Source organism: Nitrosomonas sp. PY1, assembly GCF_022836435.1.
Classification (GTDB): Bacteria; Pseudomonadota; Gammaproteobacteria; order Burkholderiales; family Nitrosomonadaceae; genus Nitrosomonas.
The window spans coordinates 139,504-160,403 of sequence record NZ_BQXC01000001.1; the positions used below are offsets into that span (position 1 = coordinate 139,504).

A 20,900-nucleotide genomic window follows, 5' to 3' on the forward strand; every position below is an offset into this window, starting at 1 on the left:
ACCCTCAATAGTGCTGAGCGACAAGTCGCTGTGGATAACTCGGGTCATAAGCGCAGTCGTTAGTAAGTACCGCCCAGATACGCCTTGCCGTTCGGTGTGCCATCGCCACCACCACTTTGTTGAGAGTCTTTCGTTGCAGCATTGCCTGTTGCCAACTGTTGAGCTTGTCGATACGTTTAGCATAGCTCAGGGCTGCACGAGCACCATGCACCAGCAGGCAACGCAGATAGATATCGCCGCGTTTGCTGATGCCCTGCAACTGGGTTTTGCCGCCGCTGGAATTTTGTCGCGGAACCAGCCCAAGCCAGGCTGCGAACTGGCTGGCGCTCTTAAAGTTCTGGATATCGCCAATCGATGCCACTACAGCCGTAGCAGTCAGCGGACCTACTCCTTCGATCTGCAGGATACGCTGACATTCCTTGCTGCTACGAAGATGCGATTCGATCTGCTTATCGAATACCTTGATCCGGCAAGTGAGATTGGTCAGCTCCTGAAAGAGTGAGGAAAACATTACATTGAGATCCCTGGGTATTTGGCTATCTTGTGAACTGATGATCTGTATCAGCCGTGTATTGAGCTGCTTGAAGCTCCGCGGAATAGTGATGCCGAACTCAGCCAATAGGCCACGAATCTGGTTGCCGAGTGCAACGCGTTGTTTGACGATGCCGGCACGTACGCGGTGTAACACAAGCACTGCTTGCTGTTCCTCACTTTTGATCGGTACAAAACGCATATTCGGACGTGTCACTGCCTCGCAAATTGCCTCCGCATCACGAGCATCATTCTTGTTGGTTTTGACATAAGGCTTGACAAACTGAGGTGGCATCAATCGTACTGTATGTCCCATATCCGATAGGCATCTGCCCCAATAATGGGCAGACGAGCAAGCTTCCATGCCGATCAGACATGGGGAAAGTTGTGTGAAGAATTCAATCATCTGTCTGCGAGAGAGCTTCTTCTTCAGGACAGTAAATCCTGACGGATTAGTGCCATGTATTTGAAAAACGTTTTTGGCAAGATCAATTCCTATTACAGCAACTTGTTTCATTTTGGTCTCCTCGGTTAGTTAAAGATACTACCGTACCCCTTCCTGGAGGGAGGAGTCCNNGCCATACATTCGGATTATAGTTGGAGAAGGTTCTCCTATCCCTGATGGAATTCGCTAAATAGCCCCTGATCATTGCAGCGCACTCGAAGTGCCAGGTCTCGTTAAGGTTAAGCTATTTACGGTCTTACCAGATTCGCCATCATGTCATGATTGCCCTAGCAATCTGTGAAAAATTGTCCCTATTTAAAATACCAGTCTGTTTTATCGATTGTTAATCAAATTAATTCCAATACCAGTTACACTGGTACGCAGTTGGCCTTAAAGGAAGTGCCTTTGGTCAGGAGTGCCCAAATAATACGCGCATTTTTGTTGGCCAAAGCGACTGCCACTACATTTTTATTGCGCCTGGTCAATATTTTTCCAAGCCAGTTGTCAGATATTTCCTTGTTATCGGCATACCGGATTACGGCGCGTGCACCATGAATTAACAAGGTACGCAAATAACTATCACCCCGTTTGCTGATACCGAGCAAGACTTGCTTACCTCCGCTTGAGTGTTGTCTGGGAACCAGACCTAGCCAAGCCGCTAATTGCCTGCCGTTCTTGAATTCTCGTGCGTTACCTCAGGTGGCTACGATGGCGCTTGCGGTAATGGGGCCAAGACCAGGGATTTTTGCCAGCTTCCGGCTGGCTTCGTTATCTTGGTGCCAGCGCTGAATTTGTATTTCCAGTTCATTGACTTGCTTATCTAGCTCTTTGAGATGATCGGTCAAGCGTGCTAATAATTGCCGCATGGTCTGTGTCAGCCCGTTTTCACCATCTTCTAGTATGTCCGGCATTCGCTCGGCGATAGTATAAATTCTCTATGTACCGACAGAATCGATTGTCGCTCAACGGTCTTTTGGGTGACAAAACGCATCGTCGGTCGGCCTACTGCTTCACAGATGGCTTGTGCATCTGCCACGTCATTTTTATTCGTTTTGACATATGGCTTGACAAATTGTGGTGCCATGAGCTTCACCCTGTGACCATAAAGCTCCAGTTTCCTAACCCAACGATGTACACTACCACAGGCCTCCATGCCGATCAATCACGCAAATATAGGCATATTGTGCGCTCTTCTCTTAACTGGAATTTCCGGTTAGGAAGGATGAATTTTGGTTCATTTACAAAAATAACTACAGGTTTTGCAAAGTTTTAAACAATTTTCCATGTGTTTTGCTTCGTAGTTGAGTGGAAACAATTGGAATTGAAGTTCTTACCGATCCAGTTAGGGATTCGGTAGGTGTTTTCCCGCGAATCTTTATACTGACATCGCAGATTTTTACCTTTTTGATGAATTATTAATGGTTTCCCTTAGCTGAGAACCAAGGTTTCCCCAATATACATTTAGCGTTGCAATCGTTAGGATGACAATATCTCAATGGTTTTATAAGGGAGCTCACCATGAATTCACTGAAAGTAATCGTAATTGCTTCATATGTGTTTTTGGGGGTTGTGACCTCGGCAGTTGCCGAAGTACCAGCAGCTCCAGTTAATATTAATCCAAACGATCATGCTACATTGGCAAGCTACTATGAGAAGCTAGCAAAAGAAGTTTCTGAAAAATTGGATACCTTTCAACAAGAGTTAGATGAGTATGAAGATCACCCATATTACTATGGTAGAAGAGGAGAGGATCTTAAATCGCATCTACAAGCTAATATTCGTGAATATCAAAAGGAATTGACGGAAGATTTACAGGAAGCGGAATTACATAGAAAAATAGCGGACGGAAATCAAGATCGGCAATTTAACAAAGCAGAAGTAGAAACAAATAAAGTAATGATGCAATAATCTCTGATTCAGAGACTTTACTGATTCGAATAAGTAGATTTCCTTTGGAATAACTACAAGTGGTTATCATATTGTAATTATGTTTAAGTGAGTTTCGCGCAGGAATCTAGAATGGATTCCTGCAAAAATAACCGTTTACACAAAAATTCTTACACTCTCATTATTTGTTTTTTTTGTTCTTCCTACTTATTTCATTCCTTATTTTTATCGCTGCGGTAATCGCTGTATTCACCAGGATGTTATGCAAGAAATAGCTTATACGCGAGATTCTTGGTTTCATCCCAGTAGCGATAGCCTAATTGATCAAGAAATGCCTTAAAATCGAGTTTTTCTTCAGGCGGTACCTGAATGCCAATCAGTACCCGACCATAGTCAGCACCATGATTTCGATAATGAAATAAGCTGATATTCCAGTTATGGCTCAAGTTGTTGAGGAAGTTCATCAAAGCACCTGGACGATCCGGGAATTCAAAGCGATATAGGATCTCATTAGCGACCTCACGCGCATGTCCACCGACTAAATGGCGGATATGCAGCTTCGCCATTTCGTTGTCGCTCATGTCTTCGGTAGCCAGGCCGTTTTGTCTGAGTTTCTGAATTAGCGCTTGGGCTTCTTGTTGATTACGAATCGAAATTCCGACAAACACATGGGCAACTTTAGGATTGGAATAACGATAATTGAATTCAGTGATGCTACATCCACCCAATAAATTACAGAATTTCTTGAAGCTGCCTGGTTGCTCTGGAATGGTTACCGACATCACTGCTTCACGTTGCTCGCCAATTTCTGCGCGCTCAGAAATATGACGTAAGCGGTCAAAATTCATGTTGGCGCCAGATGCAATGGCGACCAGTGTCTCGTGCTCGATTTTTTCGCGTGCGACATAGGTCTTAATGCCAGCAATCGATAGTGCGCCAGATGGTTCCAGAATCGTGCGTGTGTCCTCAAACACATCCTTAATTGCAGCGCAAATGGCATCGGTATCGACCAAAATGACCTCATCGACCAATTCTCGGCATAACCGAAAAGTTTCCTTACCAACATGCCTTACTGCTACGCCATCCGCAAATAATCCTACTTGCGCTAATTTGACGCGGCGACCGCTTTGTAGTGAGCGGTACATAGCATCCGAATCAACTGGCTCGACGCCGATGATTTTAATTTTTGGATGTAAGCGCTTCACATAGGCTGCTATGCCCGCAATCAGCCCTCCGCCGCCAATTGGCACAAAAATAGAATGAATATTTCCCATGTGTTGGCGCAAGATTTCCATGCCAACTGTTCCTTGCCCGGCGATTACATCCGGATCGTCATAGGGATGAACAAACGTGACTTGTTCATCTTTCGCCAGTGTAATGGCGTGTTCGTAAGCATCGTTGTATGAGTCCCCGTATAAGGTAACCGTGGCACCATGCCCCATCACTGCGTGCACTTTGATTTGCGGCGTGGTTACGGGCATCACTATTGTGGCACTACAACCTAATTTCTTGGCCGCAAGCGCTACGCCTTGCGCATGATTGCCTGCTGAAGCGGCAATTACACCGCGATTGCGTACTTCAGGCGGTAACTTGATCATCTTGTTGTATGCGCCACGCAATTTGAAGGAAAAAACCTGCTGCAAATCTTCGCGTTTTAACAACACTTGATTATGGATACGCTCAGATAAGCCGGTGACGAGTTCCAGTGGGCTTTCTATTGCTACATCATAGACTTGCGCGGTCAGTATTCTTTCAAGATAATTGTTTTTCATGACAGGAAAAGTGAGTAAAATCCAAATAAGCTTTTAATCCAGAGTTATGCCGAGGGATTTTATCATGATCAGTGTGCATAACTTCCTCGTAAAAGAAAGAGCATCCTTACATGGATGTCTCTATTCTGAAGTGGCATTCATTTTTGATGATACGCTGATTTGGGTTTCAGTCGCATATTCGGGTTTTCTTGGAGAATTTTATCCGATCTCTGGTGGAATTCGCTAAATGGCTCATGATCATTACATTGTATTTGAAATGCCAGGTCTCGTTAAGGCTTAATCGTATAGTGAAAATCTCGGTTGCTTGCGGTTGAGTTTTTTATAAGGTTTGAGAATTAATAACTTATTTTTTGTAGGTCCATGATCTATGGGCAACGAAAGTTAAGAGTGGCATGATGCAAAAAGAAATAGCAACACCGATAAGGTAATGCCAGTTCAAAGTTTCGCTGACAGCAATTGCCAAAATGGAAGTGGTCAATCCTATCAGGGATACGGTAAAAAAACGCAGATAACGTTGATGCGTCAAGGTGGTTCGAAATGACCAGCGGCTATTTGCCCAAAATGAAAAAAGGTTGGCGCAAATAAAGGCAATGGCATTTGCTGGCATTGGATGGGCTAAGAAAACTTCGACCAAGCTAGTAACAATCACCAGATGTATGATCGTGTTAAAGATGCCAATTAAAGAGAATCCAGTAAACTGCCGCCCTATTTCTCGATCAATCATGTGAGTCTTGCTTGCCGTAACATCGTCTAACGATATAAATGGGTCTTTGCTTGCTTTCGCTGTATATTCGCCCGATATATTCTCCCAAAACACCAATTCCCATGAGCTGAATACCGCCAAGAAAAAGTACTGCTGTCAGTAGTGAAGCATAACCGGGCACATCAACGCCAAACACTAAGGTTTTTAGAACAATCCAGCAACCGTATACAAATGACAAAATGGCTATAGTAAATCCGGTGTAGGCCCATATGGCTAATGGTACGGTACTAAAACTGGTAATGCCTTCTAATGCGAGTAGCCACAATCGACGTGGATTAAAGGTTGATTTTCCAGTTTTACGCGGTTCGACGACAAAATCAACTGTGGTTTGTTTAAATCCAACCCAGGCAAACAAACCTTTCATAAAACGTCGGCGCTCCGGCAGTTGTTTAAGCGCTTCTACCACATGTCGATCCATTAAGCGAAAATCACCAACGTCGCGCGGAATAGCACATTCCGAGATGAGATTATGTAGGCGATAAAATTTCTGTGTAATATATCGCTGAAGCGGATAATCCGTTTCACGTGATGTGCGTCGTGCCAACACAACATCGTAACCATTTTTCCATTGCCTTACCATTTCAATGATTAATTCAGGTGGATGTTGCAAATCAGCGTCGAGCGGAACGACTACGTTACCTCGTGCAATATCTAGGCCTGCTGTTAACGCCGCTTCTTTACCAAAATTACGTGAAAGTTCTAAAACGACAATATTTCGATTGCGCGCCGCATGTTGACAGAGTATTGCTAGCGTATTGTCACGACTGCCATCGTCGATGCAAATAATTTCATGATGAAAATCATTTAGTTGAGACAAAGTATTTTCTAGTCGCTGAAATAATGCATCAAGCCCTTCTTCTTCATTGAAGCAGGGAATAATAATCGATAGATGCTGAAACGGTGTCATTATTGGCAATAAAGGAATGCTCTCATATTACTAATATTCTACCGGTAGTGGATCAAGTGCTCGCCACAAATACCATGTAGCCACTGAGCGCCAGGGGCGCCAAGGCAAGGCGATTTCATTCATCTTTTTCTTATCAATCGGTTGGTTGTCATTATAGTAACGACTGATTGCACGCTGTAAGCCGATATCGTCCAATGGGAGCACATCCGGTCGTTGCATGTGAAAAATCAGAAACATTTCTGCGGTCCACCGACCGATACCTTTGATTTGAGTTAATTCCGTGACTAATGCTTGATCAGTAAGTGTTGCCCAAGCACATTCGGGATGTGGCGTATGAGTAAAATACTGGGCCAAATCTCTTAGATAGGTTATTTTTTGCCTCGATAGCCCACATGATCGCAACAACTCATCTTGCGATGTAAGAATTGCAGCTGGTGAAAATCCAGGTACGTTACTCATGATCTTTTGCCAAACACTTTCGGCCGCCTTAACAGAGATCTGCTGTCCCACGATTGAGCGCGCAAGCGTAGTGAATGCGCAGCCACGCGATACAATTTTCTCTTGCTTAAAACAGTGAATCAGATTCCGCAATACAGCATCGTTCTGCGCCAATTCTATTGTTGCTTGTTCCCAATAGCTCGGTGTCATTTGACAAATGCAATACGTAAAAAGCTTCAGTATAACAAGATTGAGAAGGTTTAATACCTCCGAAGAATTATTGTCATTAATTCAATTATGTATAGTAGAAATATCATATAAAGCGTTCAATTTTTATTCTATCTCATTTATTTTTCTAAAAAATTATATCTGTTCAATCCTAATGAATGTGTTCTTAAGTTATTGTCACATAAACAATAAATGTCCCAATAATTACTTGACTAGATCCATTTTTTTCATTAAAGTGGAGATTAGTGCAGAAATGTGGAGATTTGTGTATTTCTTGTCATTTCTAAAATGTAAAGGGGCGTTATGTTTCGTGGCGTTGCGCAGCTTAACTTGGATGCGAAAGGAAGGGTGGCTATCCCTTCCAAATACCGTGACGAGCTCATGTCTTCTTGTCAAGGGCAGTTAATCGTTACTGCCGATCCTTCAAAGTGTTTATTAATTTATCCACTGCCTGCTTGGGAACCTATTGAGCAAAAATTTAACAACCTTGGCCTTGACGAGAGATCTCGGAATCTGCAGCGATTGCTGATAGGTATGGCCAGTGAGGTGGTATTGGATGGCACCAATCGCATCCTAATTCCGGCGCCGCTACGGCAATTTGCTGGATTAAATAAGGAAGTAGCTTTAGTCGGTCAGGGTGCCAAATTTGAGTTGTGGGACGATGCGCAGTGGAAATTTAAAATTGCCAATACTACTTTTATGGATGGAGATTTGCCGCCCGAATTAAAAGGGTTTTCGTTGTGATTCGCGAATAAATGCATGTTTCTGTATTACTGGATGAAGCAATTGATGCATTGGCGATAAAGCCCTCTGGCATTTATGTTGATGGAACATTTGGACGGGGAGGGCATAGCACACGTATTTTGTCGCAGCTCAACGAACATGGTCGGTTAATAGCTTTCGATAAAGATACCAGTGCAATTGCTGTGGGAAATGCAACGCAAGATAAACGATTTTGTATTGTCCATGCGAGTTTCTCCGAGGTGCAACAGAGATTGCGACAAATGGAAATTACGCATATCGACGGCATGTTATTAGATTTAGGGGTGTCGTCGCCGCAATTAGAAGATGCTTCGCGTGGGTTTAGTTTTCAATCCACTGGACCTTTAGATATGCGCATGGATGTAACAAGGGGGGTGACTGCAGCGGAATGGATTGCGACAGCCACTGAGGATGAACTGAAATGGGTGATTAAAGAATATGGCGAAGAACGGTATGCTCAGCAGATTGCAAGAGCGATTATTGTGGCAAGAACGCGGCAGCCTATTGATACCACATGGCAACTTGCCAAAATTATCGCAGGTGTTGTGCGCTCGCGTCAGCGCCAGCGCGAAATTATGCGGCACCCGGCGACGCGCACTTTTCAGGCGATCCGGATTCATATCAATCAGGAGCTTAAGGAATTGTCGGTAACGCTACCGCAATCTATTGAATTATTGTCTGTTGGCGGAAGGTTGGTAGTCATTAGTTTTCATTCGCTAGAAGATAGGCTTGTTAAGCAATTTATGCAGCGAGAGACAGGTGTGCCCTCGCTACCTAGGCAAATACCGCTTACACAAGAAGAGTTACAGCATTGGGGGAAGCAAAAATTAAGACGGATTGGAAAAATACGTCCGGGATCAGATGAATTAAAAAATAACCCTAGAGCGAGGAGCGCAATCATGCGAGTCGTAGAAAGAATTGCTCAGTAGGAATGATCAAGTTTGTTCAGAATAAATGTATTCTTTTTGGTGATATTAATCATTTCAGCGCTAGGTGTGGTTAATGCGCAGCATACCTCGCGCAAGCTTTTTATGGCACTTGAAAATGAAAAACAAATAGAACGCAAATTGGATATCGAATGGGGAAAGTTACAACTAGAACAAAGTACACTGATTATGCACGGTCGAATTGAGAGCATTGCGCGAGAGCATTTGAATATGATCATTCCACCTACGTCAGCAATACAAATCGTTACGATAGAAACGGCTCCTGCAGGCGTGGATTCGAGGCTGAATCGTGATTAAACAATGCATTCAATCAATCGATTTGCCGGCATGGCGCTCACGGTTGGTATTGTCTGTTTTGGTATTGGGTTTTGCTGCGTTAATGGGGCGAGCAGCTTATCTGCAAGGAATGCATAATGACTTTCTGCAAGAAAAAGGAGAGTCTCGTTATAGTCGCGTCGTAGAAATGAATGCCAATAGAGGCATGATCACGGATAGGAATGGACAGATTCTTGCTATTAGTTCTCCCATCGCTTCCATTTATGCCGATCCTCAGTTAGTAGAAATCGTACCGGAAAAATTAAAAAAACTATCTGCATTACTTGCAATGCCCGTAGATCAAATTAACGAGCGGCTAAATCGTGAAAATAGCCGTTTTGTTTACTTAAAGCGCCAATTGATTCCGGACTTGGCAGAAGAAATCATCAATTTAAAAATACCCGGTATCTACATTAGTTATGAATCCAAACGTTACTATCCAGAAGGTGAGTTTGCCGCGCATGTGTTGGGTTTTACCGATATTAACGACGAGGGACAAGAAGGTGTAGAACGCGGCTGGCAAAGCATGCTTGACGGCGAGCTGGGGAGTCGCAAGGTAATTAAAGATAACAAAGGACGAATTATTGAAGATGTTGAAAGAATTCGTATGCCTAAAGAAGGGCAAGATATTTTTTTATCGATTGACCGAAGAATCCAGTATCGCGCTCATGCTGAGTTAAAAGAAGCGGTAAAACAGCACAAAGCCAAGGCGGGTAGTATCATCGTTTTAGATGCGCAAACAGGCGAAATCCTAGCGCTAAGTAATTTACCGACCTACAATCCGAATAACCGATCTACCATCTCTAATGACAAAATTCGGAATCGGGCATTGATCGATACATTTGAACCAGGATCCACTTTAAAGCCGTTTACAGTTGCTATCGCAATGGAAGTGGGCAGGGTCAATGCCAATACGTTAATGCAAACAGCGCCAGGAAATATGCAGATCGGAGGGCGCACTATTCGTGATGTCGGTAATAAAGGGGAATTGACGGTGGCTCAGATCATTCAGCAGTCGAGCAATGTAGGAACTGCAAAAATAGCGCTGTCATTAAAATCCCAAACTATGTGGGAAATGTTTAATCGTTCAGGATTCGGAATGTCGACGAACTCAGGATTTCCGGGTGAAGTCAGTGGACGGTTAAGACCATACAATACTTGGAAGCCAATAGAACAAGCCACTATGTCCTATGGTCATGGTATTTCCACTAGTCTAATGCAGCTTGCGCGTGCTTATACGATTTTTACTGCGGGTGGTGAACTAAAGCCCATTTCGCTGTTGAAACAAGACATACCTTTGATGGGGCATCGAGTAATCTCGCCAGGTACAGCAAAAACCATGAGTGGTATGCTAGAAATGGCAACAAAGCCTGGCGGAACGGCGCCTTTGGCACAAATAAATGGCTATCGTGTTGCTGGAAAAACCGGAACAGCGCATAAGCTCATTGATGGTCAATATGCTAAAAAGCGCTACATTGCTACATTTGTTGGATACGCACCCGCATCCAATCCTCGTCTCATTATCGCGGTGATGATTGATGAACCTTCTGCGGGTCAACATTTTGGTGGCGCCGTAGCGGCACCCGTTTTTAGCAAAGTCATGGCAAATGCTTTGCATATCCTAAATATTCCACCGGATGCGCCGGCAAACAATGTTGTGACTTTCACCGCGGTTCCCGAAATTGATGAGGAGGGATAATCCGCTATGACTATCAAAAGAAAAACAGCAAAGTTATTTGATCTGAATGGATTGAATAATCTGGGCATCGCTATCACAAATCTTGTTTCGGATAGTCGTGAGATAAAACTAGGTGATACCTTTGTGGCTTATGCTGGAGAAGAAATTGATCGGCGAAAATTTATCCCCAATGCAATTGCGGCTGGAGCCAATGCTATATTGTGGGATCCCCAAGGTTTTTCTTGGAATTCAGTGTGGAATATTCCTTCACTTCCCGTTCCTGAGCTAAAAGTCAATGCAGGGTTCATCGCCAGTCACGTTTACGAAAATCCATCACGGCATTTATGGATGGTAGGTGTAACAGGCACCAATGGCAAAACATCATTTTCTCATTGGTATGCACAGGCTATGCTCTACCTGAATAAAAAGATGGCTATTATTGGAACACTAGGAAATGGCTTCTATGATGCGCTTGCTCCAACAGAAAATACCACACCGGATGCTTTGATACTACAACGTTTATTAGCAGGCTTTTTACAACAAGGAGCCGATGGTGTTGTCATGGAGGTTTCTTCTCACGGCATCGCGCAAGAACGAATCAATGGAACAACGTTTTCAGTTGCTGTATTGACAAATTTATCGCGCGATCACTTGGATTATCATCAGAACATGGACGCTTATGCAGATACTAAAGCGCGCTTGTTTTTTTGGCCCGAACTTAAGTACGCTGTCATTAATTTGGATGATGTTTTGGGTGTTGAGTTATCACGTCAACTGAAACATAAAATGGTGCAAACCATAGGTTATGGTTTCAAAAGCTCCGAATACGTCAATATGGTTAAAAATGAGTCCGTGGTTCTTGGTTCGAATCTTCATGCGGATATGCATGGTATTGAATTTGATATCGAATATGAGGGTTCGTATGAACACTTAAAAGTGCCAGTACTAGGAAAGTTTAATGCCTATAATCTGTTGGCGGTCGCCGCAACTTTGCTAGCCAGCGGCGTTCCTTTATCCAAGGCAGTGCAAGCGCTTCAGCACGTCTACGCCATACCTGGTCGCATGGAACAATATACCGGTAATAACCAAGTTACGGTCATTATCGATTATGCGCATACGCCAGATGCATTAGAAAAAGTATTGTATACACTACAAGAAATGTTGCGTTCGAGCCAGCAGGATACAAGCAGTGGTGCGCATAATGCCCTGCTGCATTGCGTGGTTGGTTGTGGTGGAAATCGCGATAAAGGTAAGCGTGCAATGATTGGGGAAGTGGCAACAAGATTGGCAGATACTGTCATCTTTACGAGTGATAATCCACGCAACGAAGATCCACCATCGATTCTTCGTGATATCACCTCCGGTACGCAAAAGAATAATTACCAAATTGAAGTTGATAGAGCGCTCGCGATTTATCAAGCCATTGACAACGCTTGTGCGGGCGATATTGTTTTAGTTGCTGGCAAAGGTCATGAAAAATTTCAAGAAATAAAAGGGGAGAAAATCCCGTTTAGTGATGCAGATGTAGTGTGTCAGGTACTGCACGATATCGGTAATAAAGCGCAGGTGCTGTCATGATGACGATAAAACAAGCCGCTGCTGTATTACGACTAGATTGGCTCGAAAGGGATGTTTTTTTTACCGGTATCAGTACCGACAGCCGTACTTCAAAAAGCGGAGATTTGTTTATTGCTTTATCCGGGAAAAATTTTGAGGGTGGCAAGTTTGTTTCCAACGCAATCAAACAAGGCGCTGTTGCTGCAATCATCAATGAAAATGTCACGCTCGATCAACCTGTTTCCAATATTCCCATTCTAAAAGTCAAGGATACGCGTTGCAGTTTGGGACAATTAGCGGCTTTCTGGCGCGATCAATTTAAGTTGCCGGTGATTGGGATAACCGGTAGCAACGGTAAAACAACCGCCAAAGAAATGGTTGCCGCAATATTACGTAAAGCTACTTGGATCAAGGAAAATTCGATCGATCAACCAAACGATCATGTGTTAGCTACCGAAGGTAATCTTAACAATGATATCGGTGTTCCATTAATGCTGCTTCGGCTGCGTCAGTATCATCAATTTGCCGTGTTTGAGATGGGTATGAATCATATCGGTGAAATTGCCTATCTAACACAATTGGTAAAGCCTGATGTGGCTTTGATCACGAATGCTGGGAATGCGCATATCGAAGGCCTCGGTTCAATTGAAGCCGTGGCGCGTGCCAAAGCGGAAATTTTTCAGGGATTGCGTCATCAAGGCACAGCTATTATTAACGCTGATGATGCTTATGCTCCTTTGTGGCGCGATTGTGCTAGCTCATACTCTATGATTGACTTTGGTTTACATCAGCCAGCACAGATCAATGCAACTTATCAAATGAACGCATTGATCAGCCAGATGCAATTAAAATTGCCAGATGGCGAGGTTACTGTGCATCTGCAAGTTCCCGGCGTCCATAATATCTACAATGCGTTGGCTGCAGCTGCTACAGCAGTTGCTCTACGAGTCGATAAAATGCAAATTGCCGCCGGATTAGAAAGTTTTACTGGTGTTAAAGGCCGCATACAAAAAAAACGTGGCTTGCATAATACCCTGCTCTTGGATGATACCTATAACGCTAATCCGGATTCAGTAAGCGCTGCGCTAGCAGTTTTGGCAGCGTCATCAGGGAAAAAAATTTTAGTGCTGGGGGATATGGGTGAGTTAGGTGATTCTGCTATCAGATTGCATCAAAAAATTGGCCAAGATGCGCGTAATGCAGGTCTTGATCGATTGTTGACCCTGGGAAATCTATCCGCCTATACGACAGAGGAATTTGGTAAGGGTGCGCAGCATTTTAATTCAATCGATGATCTATTGAATGCCGCAAATAGCTTGCTTGCGAGTGATGCCACTTTCTTAATCAAAGGATCGCGTTTTATGCAAATGGAGCGCGTTGTTCAACGTCTTGAGATTCCAAGTGCATGAATATTTTAAGCATTATTGAGTTAAGAGTCGCGTTCTGTTGGAGAGCGATATGTTGCTAATCCTATCCCAATGGCTTGCACAAGATATCCGCGCTTTCAATGTGTTTAGCTACATCACTTTGCGTGCAATGCTTGCGGTGGTAACTGCCTTAATGATTTCGTTTGTTGTAGGCCCCATGATGATCCGTAAACTAACAGCCTATAAAATCGGCCAATCGGTTCGTGACGATGGCCCGCAAACACATCTAATTAAAGCCGGGACCCCAACTATGGGGGGTGCCTTAATACTCATTGCGATCGTTTTAACTACCTTGTTATGGGCGGATTTGACGAATCGCTATATCTGGGTTGTGCTGATAACAACTTTGGGGTTTGGTATTATTGGTTGGATTGATGACTACCGCAAAGTCGTTTACCGCAACCCGAAAGGATTGCGCGCAAGAACAAAATTCTTCTGGCAATCTGTTATTGCAATCGCGGTGGCCTCGTATTTGGTTTTGACAGCTGAAATACCCGCGCAGACCGAAATGATTGTGCCTTTATTCAAAGAAGTTGCTATTCCACTTGGTGTGACTGGATTTCTCATTTTGTCCTATTTGGTCATCGTTGGTACCAGTAATGCCGTAAATCTCACCGATGGGTTGGATGGATTAGCGATTATGCCCACGGTCATGGTAAGCAGCGCATTAGCGATATTTGCTTATGTGGCGGGGCACAGTGTATTTGCCAAATATCTGGGAATCCCATATATCCCGAATACCGGGGAGTTATCCGTATTTTGTGGTGCCTTGGCGGGTGCTGGATTGGCTTTCTTGTGGTTCAATGCGTACCCTGCCGAAGTATTTATGGGCGATGTCGGCGCGCTTGCATTAGGTGCTGCTTTAGGGGTTGTCACAGTGATTGTGCGACAAGAGATTGTGTTGGTCATCATGGGAGGCGTTTTTGTTGTTGAGGCATTGTCGGTAATGCTGCAAGTCGCTTCTTTCAAAATGTTCGGAAAGCGGGTGTTCCGAATGGCGCCTTTGCATCATCATTTTGAATTAAAAGGCTGGAAAGAAAATCAGGTAGTGGTGAGATTCTGGATCATTACGCTGATCTTGGTATTAATCGGATTATCAACACTCAAACTGCGATGAACTTACAAGGGAAAAAAGTGCTGGTATTAGGGCTCGGTGAAACAGGATTATCGATGGTAAAATGGCTATCGCGCCAAAATGCAATAGTTCGTGCTGCCGATACGCGCAGTGAACCGCCTGGATTGAAAGCAGTTTACACCCATTTTCCGGCACTCGCAGTACATACAGGTTCTTTTAACGACGATATTTTTAGTGATATCGACTTGATTGCAATCAGCCCTGGCGTTCCTCTGGCAGATCCTTATGTGCAGCGAGCAATGCATCGTGGTGTCAGAATAGTAGGCGATATGGATTTGTTTGCATGGGCATTGCAGCAAGACAACAGACCACAGCCCAAAGTTTTTGCAATTACCGGATCGAACGGTAAAACAACAGTTACTGCAATGACCGGTGCATTGTTGAAAAAAGCAGGCTGGAATACCGCAATAGCTGGCAACATTAGCCCATCTGTGCTGGATACCTTGATGCAACGGATCGATACGCATAACTGGCCACAAGCTTGGGTTCTGGAACTGTCAAGTTTTCAATTGGAAACCATGCAGTATTTAATCCCGGATGTCGCGACTGTTTTAAACATCAGCGAAGACCATTTAGATCGCTACGCTACTTTGACTGATTACGCCGCAGCCAAAGCAAGAATTTTTGGACATACGCAAAACCAAGGCATACAAGTACTGAATCGCAATGATTCTCTGGTAAGCAGTATGGCGTTTGTGGATCGCAGGCAATTTTCTTTTGGCGTAGATAAATCTCCAACAACAACAAGTTTCGGTTTGTTATATGAAGAGAATGGTGAAGCTTGGTTAACCGAAGGCGATGCGCGTCTAATGAGACTCTCTGAATTACCTTTGGCCGGACTCCATAATGCAGCTAATGCATTGGCTGCATTAGCCATGTGTCGCGCATTAGATATAGCCATTGATCCATTGGTATCAGCTTTACGAGAATTTCATGGGCTGCCACACCGCATGGAAAAGGTTGTAACCATTAACGGAGTTACGTTCTACGATGATTCGAAAGCCACCAACGTTGGTTCAACCATCGCTGCATTAACTGGCAGGAATGGCAATGCTGTCTTGATAGCAGGCGGAGAGGGTAAAGGACAAGATTTTTCTCAGCTTAAATCGGCCGTCGCGAGCGGTGCGCGCGCTGTGATCCTAATCGGCCGGGATGCTGAAATCATTGCAAATGCATTGGAAGGTAGCGGTGTACCAATGTATTTTTCTACAACTTTACAAGATGCGGTACAAAAAAGCTTTTTGCTATCCCAAAAAGATGATGTGGTGCTGCTTTCTCCTGCATGCGCTAGTTTCGATATGTTTAGGAATTACATACATCGAGCAGAAGTATTTGTAGCCGCAATAAAAGAAATTGCCGGTCAGTTTAATAACGTATCAACGACTAAACAGTAATGATTTATCAAACACAGCACTCGACCATCAAGCGCAAAGTTGATAGCAATTTTGACCAAGCATTGATTTGGTCCGTCTTGTTATTGTTGAGCATTGGTTTGGTTATGATTTATTCAGCGTCAATCGCGATTGCAGAAGCACAGTTTGGTCCAGAAAAGTCTGGTCATTACTTAATCAGGCATAGTGCTTATCTCATGGTTGGCGCGTTTTTTGGTGTGATTGCTTTTCAGGTACCTTTATCGATATGGCAAAAATACAGTAGCTATGTATTCATAATTGCTGCGACGCTGCTGATAGTAGTTCTAATACCTGGAATTGGCCATACGGTTAACGGCAGTCAACGATGGATCCAGCTTTACATTGTAAATTTTCAACCGTCTGAACTCATGAAATTCGCGATGATATTGTATGCGGCAGACTATGTTAATCGTAAAGCGATTGACCTGGATCATTTTCTGCGAGGATTTTTACCTATTACTGCTATTTTGGCGATTGTGGGTTTCTTGCTGCTGATGGAACCTGATTTCGGTGCGTTTTTTGTGATCACCGCATTAGCAATGTCAATTCTGTTTTTAGGCGGTGTCAGTCTGAGAATATTTATCGGATTAATTGTTATCCTAGTAGTCGGTTTATATGTGCTGATTACGTTTTGGGATTATCGTTTGGTCCGTGTTGTTTCTTTTTTGGATCCCTGGTCCGATCCATATGGAAAAGGTTATCAGTTGAGTCATGCGTTAATCGCGTTTGGACGAGGTGAATGGCTGGGTATCGGCTTAGGTGGCAGTGTCGAAAAATTATTTTACCTTCCCGAAGCGCATACTGATTTTTTACTGTCAGTTTTAGCCGAAGAATTGGGTTTTGTGGGTGTTGCTATCGTGATTGCCCTATTCATTTGGCTTATTATGCGTGCTTTCATCATCGGTGGGTTGGCGGCAAAACTCGAGCAACCTTTTTCCGCATTGGTCGCGAAAGGCATAGCTATTTGGATAGGGTTGCAGGCGATGATTAATATAGGCGTTAATATGGGCGTTTTGCCAACCAAAGGATTGACATTGCCTCTGCTAAGCTTTGGGGGCAGTAGTATCACCGTAAACTGTATTGCTTTGGCAGTATTGCTACGCATAGATTGGGAAAATCGGAAAAAATTACGTGGGTTGAGCGTATAAATGTACGAAAACGATTCAGGACTGAAATGACTGAGCAAGATCGCGTGATTCTGATAATGGCGGGTGGTACTGGTGGGCATGTATTTCCAGGATTGGCCGTAGCGGACTATTTAAAGCAACTGGGTTGGCGCATCGTATGGTTAGGAACAACAACGGGAATGGAACGTAGATTAGTGTTACAGCATGGGTATACGATGGAATTGATCAATTTTTCCGGATTACGCGGTAAAAGTCTGACCGCATGGTTCATGTTACCTCTACGCCTAATCAAAGCTTTTATGCAAAGCATAAAAATTATTTTGAAAATAAAACCTAACGTGGTTTTGGGAATGGGTGGCTACCCGGCTTTTCCAGGTGGCATGATGGCATCCTTATTGAATAAGCCTCTCGTCATTCATGAGCAAAACTCATTGCCAGGGCTCACGAACAAAATTTTGGCAAAATTAGCGGATAAAGTTGCACTGGGATTTCCCCATGCAATTAATGGGAATGAAGATAAAATTGTTTACTCAGGCAATCCCGTACGCTTGGAAATCACACAATTAGCACAACCACAAGACAGATTTCTCAATCGTCAGGGGAATCTCAAATTATTGGTGGTCGGTGGCAGTCTCGGTGCACAAATTCTTAATACGGTTGTACCACAAGCCTTAAAGAAAATTCCCGCAGAGTTGTGTCCAATAGCCATCCATCAAACCGGAATGAGTCATTGTGAAGCCGTGCAGAAAAGCTATACAGATTTACGGTTGGTCGGTGAAGTATTTCCTTTCATCGATGATATGGCGAAACAATATGCGCAATGCGATGTCATCATTTGCCGCGCTGGTGCATTAACTGTCGCTGAGTTATGTGCCGCTGGCGTTGCTAGCATTCTGGTGCCTTATCCGCACGCTGTCGACGATCATCAAACTAGTAACGCAAAATTTCTTTCTGATCAAGGCGCTGCAATTTTGCTATCACAAGGTGAATTAACGGCCGACACGTTAGCGCAATTGCTCATGAATTTAACGCGAAAACAATTATTGGATATGTCTATAAAAGCCCGTAGCTTGGCAAAGTCACAAGCTACCCGCGTCGTTTCTGAAATCTGCATCGAACTAAGCCGGAGGATCGCATGAAACATAAGGTTAAACATATTCATTTTGTCGGTATTGGTGGCGCCGGGATGAGTGGTATCGCCGAAGTTTTTCTCAATCTGGGTTATCGTGTAAGCGGTTCTGATCTTGTCGATAGTCCAGTGACTCAACGCCTGCGGGAATTAAAAGCAACGGTATTCATTGGGCACGAAAGTAGTCAAATCAAGGGGGCGGATGCAGTGGTGACATCGACTGCGGTAAAATCAGACAATCCGGAAATAATTGAAGCAAAAAATAAAAATATTCCCGTTGTGCCCCGGGCATTGATGCTCGCAGAATTGCTCCGGTTACGTAGCGGTATTGCAATTGCTGGGACTCATGGTAAAACTACCACTACCAGCCTAGTTGCCAGTATATTGGCTGCAGCCGAGATGGATCCAACATTTGTAATCGGTGGGAGATTGGAATCAGCGAGTTGCCATGCCAAATTAGGAAAAGGCGAATTCATCGTGGTAGAAGCGGACGAGTCAGATGCATCGTTTCTTTATCTCCAACCGGTACTTGCCGTGGTAACGAATATCGACGCTGACCATATGGATACTTATGGGCATGATTTCAATCAACTCAAACAAACTTTTGTTGAGTTCATACAGCATTTGCCCTTTTATGGTATGGCGATGTTATGTCTTGATGATGCCAATGTGCGTGAGATCATTCCTTCGATTACCAAGCCAATCACAACTTATGGGCTGTGTGAAGATGCGCAAGTGCGCGCTGTGAATATTCAGCATTCTAGCGGTCAAATGAAGTTTACAGCCATCATCGGTGTCAATGGTACCGCGCGAAACTTGGATGTCGTATTGAATCTTCCTGGTTTGCATAATATCCAAAATGCTTTAGCAGCAATCGCAGTAGCCAATGAAATCGGTGTTGCAGATAGTGCTATTGTTAAGGCATTAGCTGAATTCCGTGGTGTTGGCCGACGGTTCCAGCAATACGGAGAAATTCAATTACCGACCTCAGGAAGTTTCTTATTAGTTGACGATTACGGCCATCATTCTGCAGAAATGGATGCCACCATGAAAGCTGCTCGAGGCGCTTTCCCGGGACGTAGGCTAGTCGTAGCGTTTCAGCCACACCGTTATACCCGCACGCGGGATTTGTTCGAAGATTTTGTCAGAGTTTTGTCGCAAGCGGACGCGCTATTGCTGACGGAAGTTTATTCCGCGGGCGAGGAATTTATTGTGGCAGCAGATAGTAAATCATTGACGCGATCGATTCGTGTGTTAGGTAAGGTTGAGCCGATTTACGTAGAGGATGTGGATAAGTTGGTTGAGGCTATTGTTGATATAGCGCGAGATGACGATGTGGTATTAGTAATGGGAGCCGGTTCGATTGCGAGAGTACCCACTGCACTCGCACGGATAAAAAATAGATTGTCGGTGGTTAATGGTCATAACTATTAAGAATGAGTTATTCATGCTTAATGATTTACACAGTCAGAATGTAGCGATGCCAATGGTTGATATGGCGAAAGGCAGTTTGCAAGAATTAATATTGCGTGGTGAGTTGCGCCTTGATGAGCCAATGAATCAGCATACTTCCTGGCGGGTAGGTGGAAAAGCTCGTCGATTCTATAAGCCAGCAGACCTACAAGATTTGGCAGATTTTCTGCGCACGTTAGCTACTCATGAGTCCGTCCATGTCGTGGGCTTGGGTAGCAATTTGTTGGTGCGTGATGGTGGAATTTCAGGGACTGTGGTAGCTCTATATGGACAGCTTGATGATTTACGCATCATGGGCGGTAACGAATCAAATGGATTGATTTATGCCGGCGCAGGGGTTACTTGCGCAAAACTGGCGCGCTTTGCAGCCAAAAATGGTTTGGTTGGAATGGAATTCTTTGCAGGTATTCCAGGTACTGTTGGCGGTGCGCTTGCCATGAATGCAGGTTGTTTTGCCGAAGAAACCTGGAAGAAGGTTGAATGTGTGCAAATCATACATCGCAGTGGACGGATCTATTGTCGAGAGGCAAGTGATTATGACATCGGTTACCGTAGCGTGAAACTACGTCATGAAGATAAGCAAGAATACGATTCGGAATGGTTTGTAGGCGGATATTTTAGATTGTTACGAGGTAATACGGTCGAGTCGCAACAGAAGATAAAGTACTTGCTGGCACAACGAATCAATAGCCAGCCGCTCAATCAACCGAATGCTGGATCTGTATTTCGTAATCCACCAAATGATTATGCCGCTCGTCTGATTGAATCGTGCGGATTGAAAGGAAAAGCGATCGGCGGTGCAATGGTATCAATCAAACATGCCAATTTTATTATCAATACGGATAACGCTCGTGCGGCTGATATTGAAGCGTTAATCCAGTTCATACAAAAAGAAGTAAAGAAAAAATCCGGCATAGAGTTGGTTTGTGAAGTGCATATTATGGGTGAATTTGGAGAACATACTTAA

Annotated in this window: 18 protein-coding genes and 1 pseudogene; 13 read left to right on the forward strand and 6 right to left on the reverse strand. The window is 44.0% G+C overall.

The window, feature by feature from the left end; genetic code table 11:
* Positions 1 to 4 precede the first annotated feature (4 nt).
* A complete protein-coding gene (locus W03_RS00610; protein ID WP_244070393.1) occupies positions 5 to 1,048 on the reverse strand; it encodes an IS110 family transposase in 1,044 nt (347 codons plus the stop codon).
* Positions 1,049 to 1,344: 296 nt separating this feature from the next.
* Positions 1,345 to 2,138, reverse strand: a pseudogene (locus tag W03_RS00615) (IS110 family transposase); the annotation flags it as partial.
* Positions 2,139 to 2,494: 356 nt separating this feature from the next.
* On the opposite strand from W03_RS00615, the gene W03_RS00620 reads away from it, so the two are divergent.
* Positions 2,495 to 2,884 carry a hypothetical protein gene (locus W03_RS00620; protein ID WP_244070395.1) on the forward strand — a complete coding sequence of 130 codons (390 nt, stop codon included), beginning with the start codon at positions 2,495 to 2,497 and terminating at the stop codon, positions 2,882 to 2,884.
* Positions 2,885 to 3,123: 239 nt separating this feature from the next.
* Here the strand turns inward: W03_RS00620 and ilvA are convergent, their stop codons facing one another.
* The 4 genes from ilvA to W03_RS00640 form a co-directional block, all read right to left on the reverse strand.
* A complete protein-coding gene (ilvA, locus tag W03_RS00625; RefSeq protein ID WP_244070397.1) occupies positions 3,124 to 4,635 on the reverse strand; it encodes a threonine ammonia-lyase, biosynthetic in 1,512 nt (503 codons plus the stop codon).
* A 343-nt stretch (positions 4,636 to 4,978) separates the two neighbouring features.
* Positions 4,979 to 5,359, reverse strand: coding sequence for a GtrA family protein (locus W03_RS00630; protein WP_244070399.1), 381 nt, complete (start codon positions 5,357 to 5,359; stop codon positions 4,979 to 4,981).
* Positions 5,352 to 6,305, reverse strand: a complete 954-nt coding sequence (locus W03_RS00635; protein WP_244070401.1) for a glycosyltransferase family 2 protein — start codon at positions 6,303 to 6,305, stop codon at positions 5,352 to 5,354. Before W03_RS00635 ends, W03_RS00630 begins: the two co-directional genes overlap by 8 nt.
* A 30-nt stretch (positions 6,306 to 6,335) precedes the next feature.
* Positions 6,336 to 6,953, reverse strand: a complete 618-nt coding sequence (locus W03_RS00640) for a DNA-3-methyladenine glycosylase (protein WP_244070403.1) — start codon at positions 6,951 to 6,953, stop codon at positions 6,336 to 6,338.
* A gap of 321 nt (positions 6,954 to 7,274) precedes the next feature.
* Here W03_RS00640 and mraZ point away from each other — a divergent pair, with 321 nt between their 5' ends.
* Genes mraZ through murB form a run of 12 tightly spaced genes read left to right on the forward strand, consistent with a single transcriptional unit; the run spans position 7,275 to position 20,900 of the window.
* The gene (gene mraZ / locus W03_RS00645; RefSeq protein ID WP_244070405.1) at positions 7,275 to 7,715 is read left to right on the forward strand and encodes a division/cell wall cluster transcriptional repressor MraZ; all 441 of its coding nucleotides are present in this window, start codon (positions 7,275 to 7,277) and stop codon (positions 7,713 to 7,715) included.
* An 11-nt stretch (positions 7,716 to 7,726) separates the two neighbouring features.
* Positions 7,727 to 8,662, forward strand: a complete 936-nt coding sequence (rsmH, locus tag W03_RS00650) for a 16S rRNA (cytosine(1402)-N(4))-methyltransferase RsmH (RefSeq protein ID WP_244070407.1) — start codon at positions 7,727 to 7,729, stop codon at positions 8,660 to 8,662.
* A 12-nt stretch (positions 8,663 to 8,674) separates the two neighbouring features.
* The gene (gene ftsL / locus W03_RS00655) at positions 8,675 to 8,977 is read left to right on the forward strand and encodes a cell division protein FtsL (protein WP_244070409.1); all 303 of its coding nucleotides are present in this window, start codon (positions 8,675 to 8,677) and stop codon (positions 8,975 to 8,977) included.
* The gene (locus W03_RS00660; RefSeq protein WP_244070411.1) at positions 8,970 to 10,694 is read left to right on the forward strand and encodes a penicillin-binding protein 2; all 1,725 of its coding nucleotides are present in this window, start codon (positions 8,970 to 8,972) and stop codon (positions 10,692 to 10,694) included. The genes ftsL and W03_RS00660 overlap by 8 nt, the downstream gene beginning before the upstream one ends.
* 6 nt (positions 10,695 to 10,700) lie before the next feature.
* The gene (locus W03_RS00665; RefSeq protein WP_244070413.1) at positions 10,701 to 12,251 is read left to right on the forward strand and encodes a UDP-N-acetylmuramoyl-L-alanyl-D-glutamate--2,6-diaminopimelate ligase; all 1,551 of its coding nucleotides are present in this window, start codon (positions 10,701 to 10,703) and stop codon (positions 12,249 to 12,251) included.
* Complete coding sequence (murF, locus tag W03_RS00670) at positions 12,248 to 13,639, forward strand: UDP-N-acetylmuramoyl-tripeptide--D-alanyl-D-alanine ligase (protein ID WP_244070415.1); 1,392 nt, start codon at positions 12,248 to 12,250, stop codon at positions 13,637 to 13,639. The genes W03_RS00665 and murF overlap by 4 nt, the downstream gene beginning before the upstream one ends.
* Before the next feature lie 49 nt (positions 13,640 to 13,688).
* Positions 13,689 to 14,774 (forward strand): phospho-N-acetylmuramoyl-pentapeptide-transferase, encoded by a 1,086-nt coding sequence (mraY, locus tag W03_RS00675; protein WP_244070417.1) that lies wholly within the window; start codon positions 13,689 to 13,691, stop codon positions 14,772 to 14,774.
* A complete protein-coding gene (gene murD / locus W03_RS00680; protein ID WP_244070419.1) occupies positions 14,771 to 16,186 on the forward strand; it encodes a UDP-N-acetylmuramoyl-L-alanine--D-glutamate ligase in 1,416 nt (471 codons plus the stop codon). Before mraY ends, murD begins: the two co-directional genes overlap by 4 nt.
* Complete coding sequence (ftsW, locus tag W03_RS00685) at positions 16,186 to 17,352, forward strand: putative lipid II flippase FtsW (RefSeq protein WP_244070421.1); 1,167 nt, start codon at positions 16,186 to 16,188, stop codon at positions 17,350 to 17,352. Before murD ends, ftsW begins: the two co-directional genes overlap by 1 nt.
* Positions 17,353 to 17,378: 26 nt before the next feature.
* Positions 17,379 to 18,470 carry an undecaprenyldiphospho-muramoylpentapeptide beta-N-acetylglucosaminyltransferase gene (gene murG / locus W03_RS00690; RefSeq protein ID WP_244070423.1) on the forward strand — a complete coding sequence of 364 codons (1,092 nt, stop codon included), beginning with the start codon at positions 17,379 to 17,381 and terminating at the stop codon, positions 18,468 to 18,470.
* Positions 18,467 to 19,894, forward strand: coding sequence for a UDP-N-acetylmuramate--L-alanine ligase (gene murC, locus W03_RS00695; protein WP_244070425.1), 1,428 nt, complete (start codon positions 18,467 to 18,469; stop codon positions 19,892 to 19,894). Before murG ends, murC begins: the two co-directional genes overlap by 4 nt.
* Before the next feature lie 13 nt (positions 19,895 to 19,907).
* Complete coding sequence (gene murB, locus W03_RS00700) at positions 19,908 to 20,900, forward strand: UDP-N-acetylmuramate dehydrogenase (RefSeq protein WP_244070427.1); 993 nt, start codon at positions 19,908 to 19,910, stop codon at positions 20,898 to 20,900.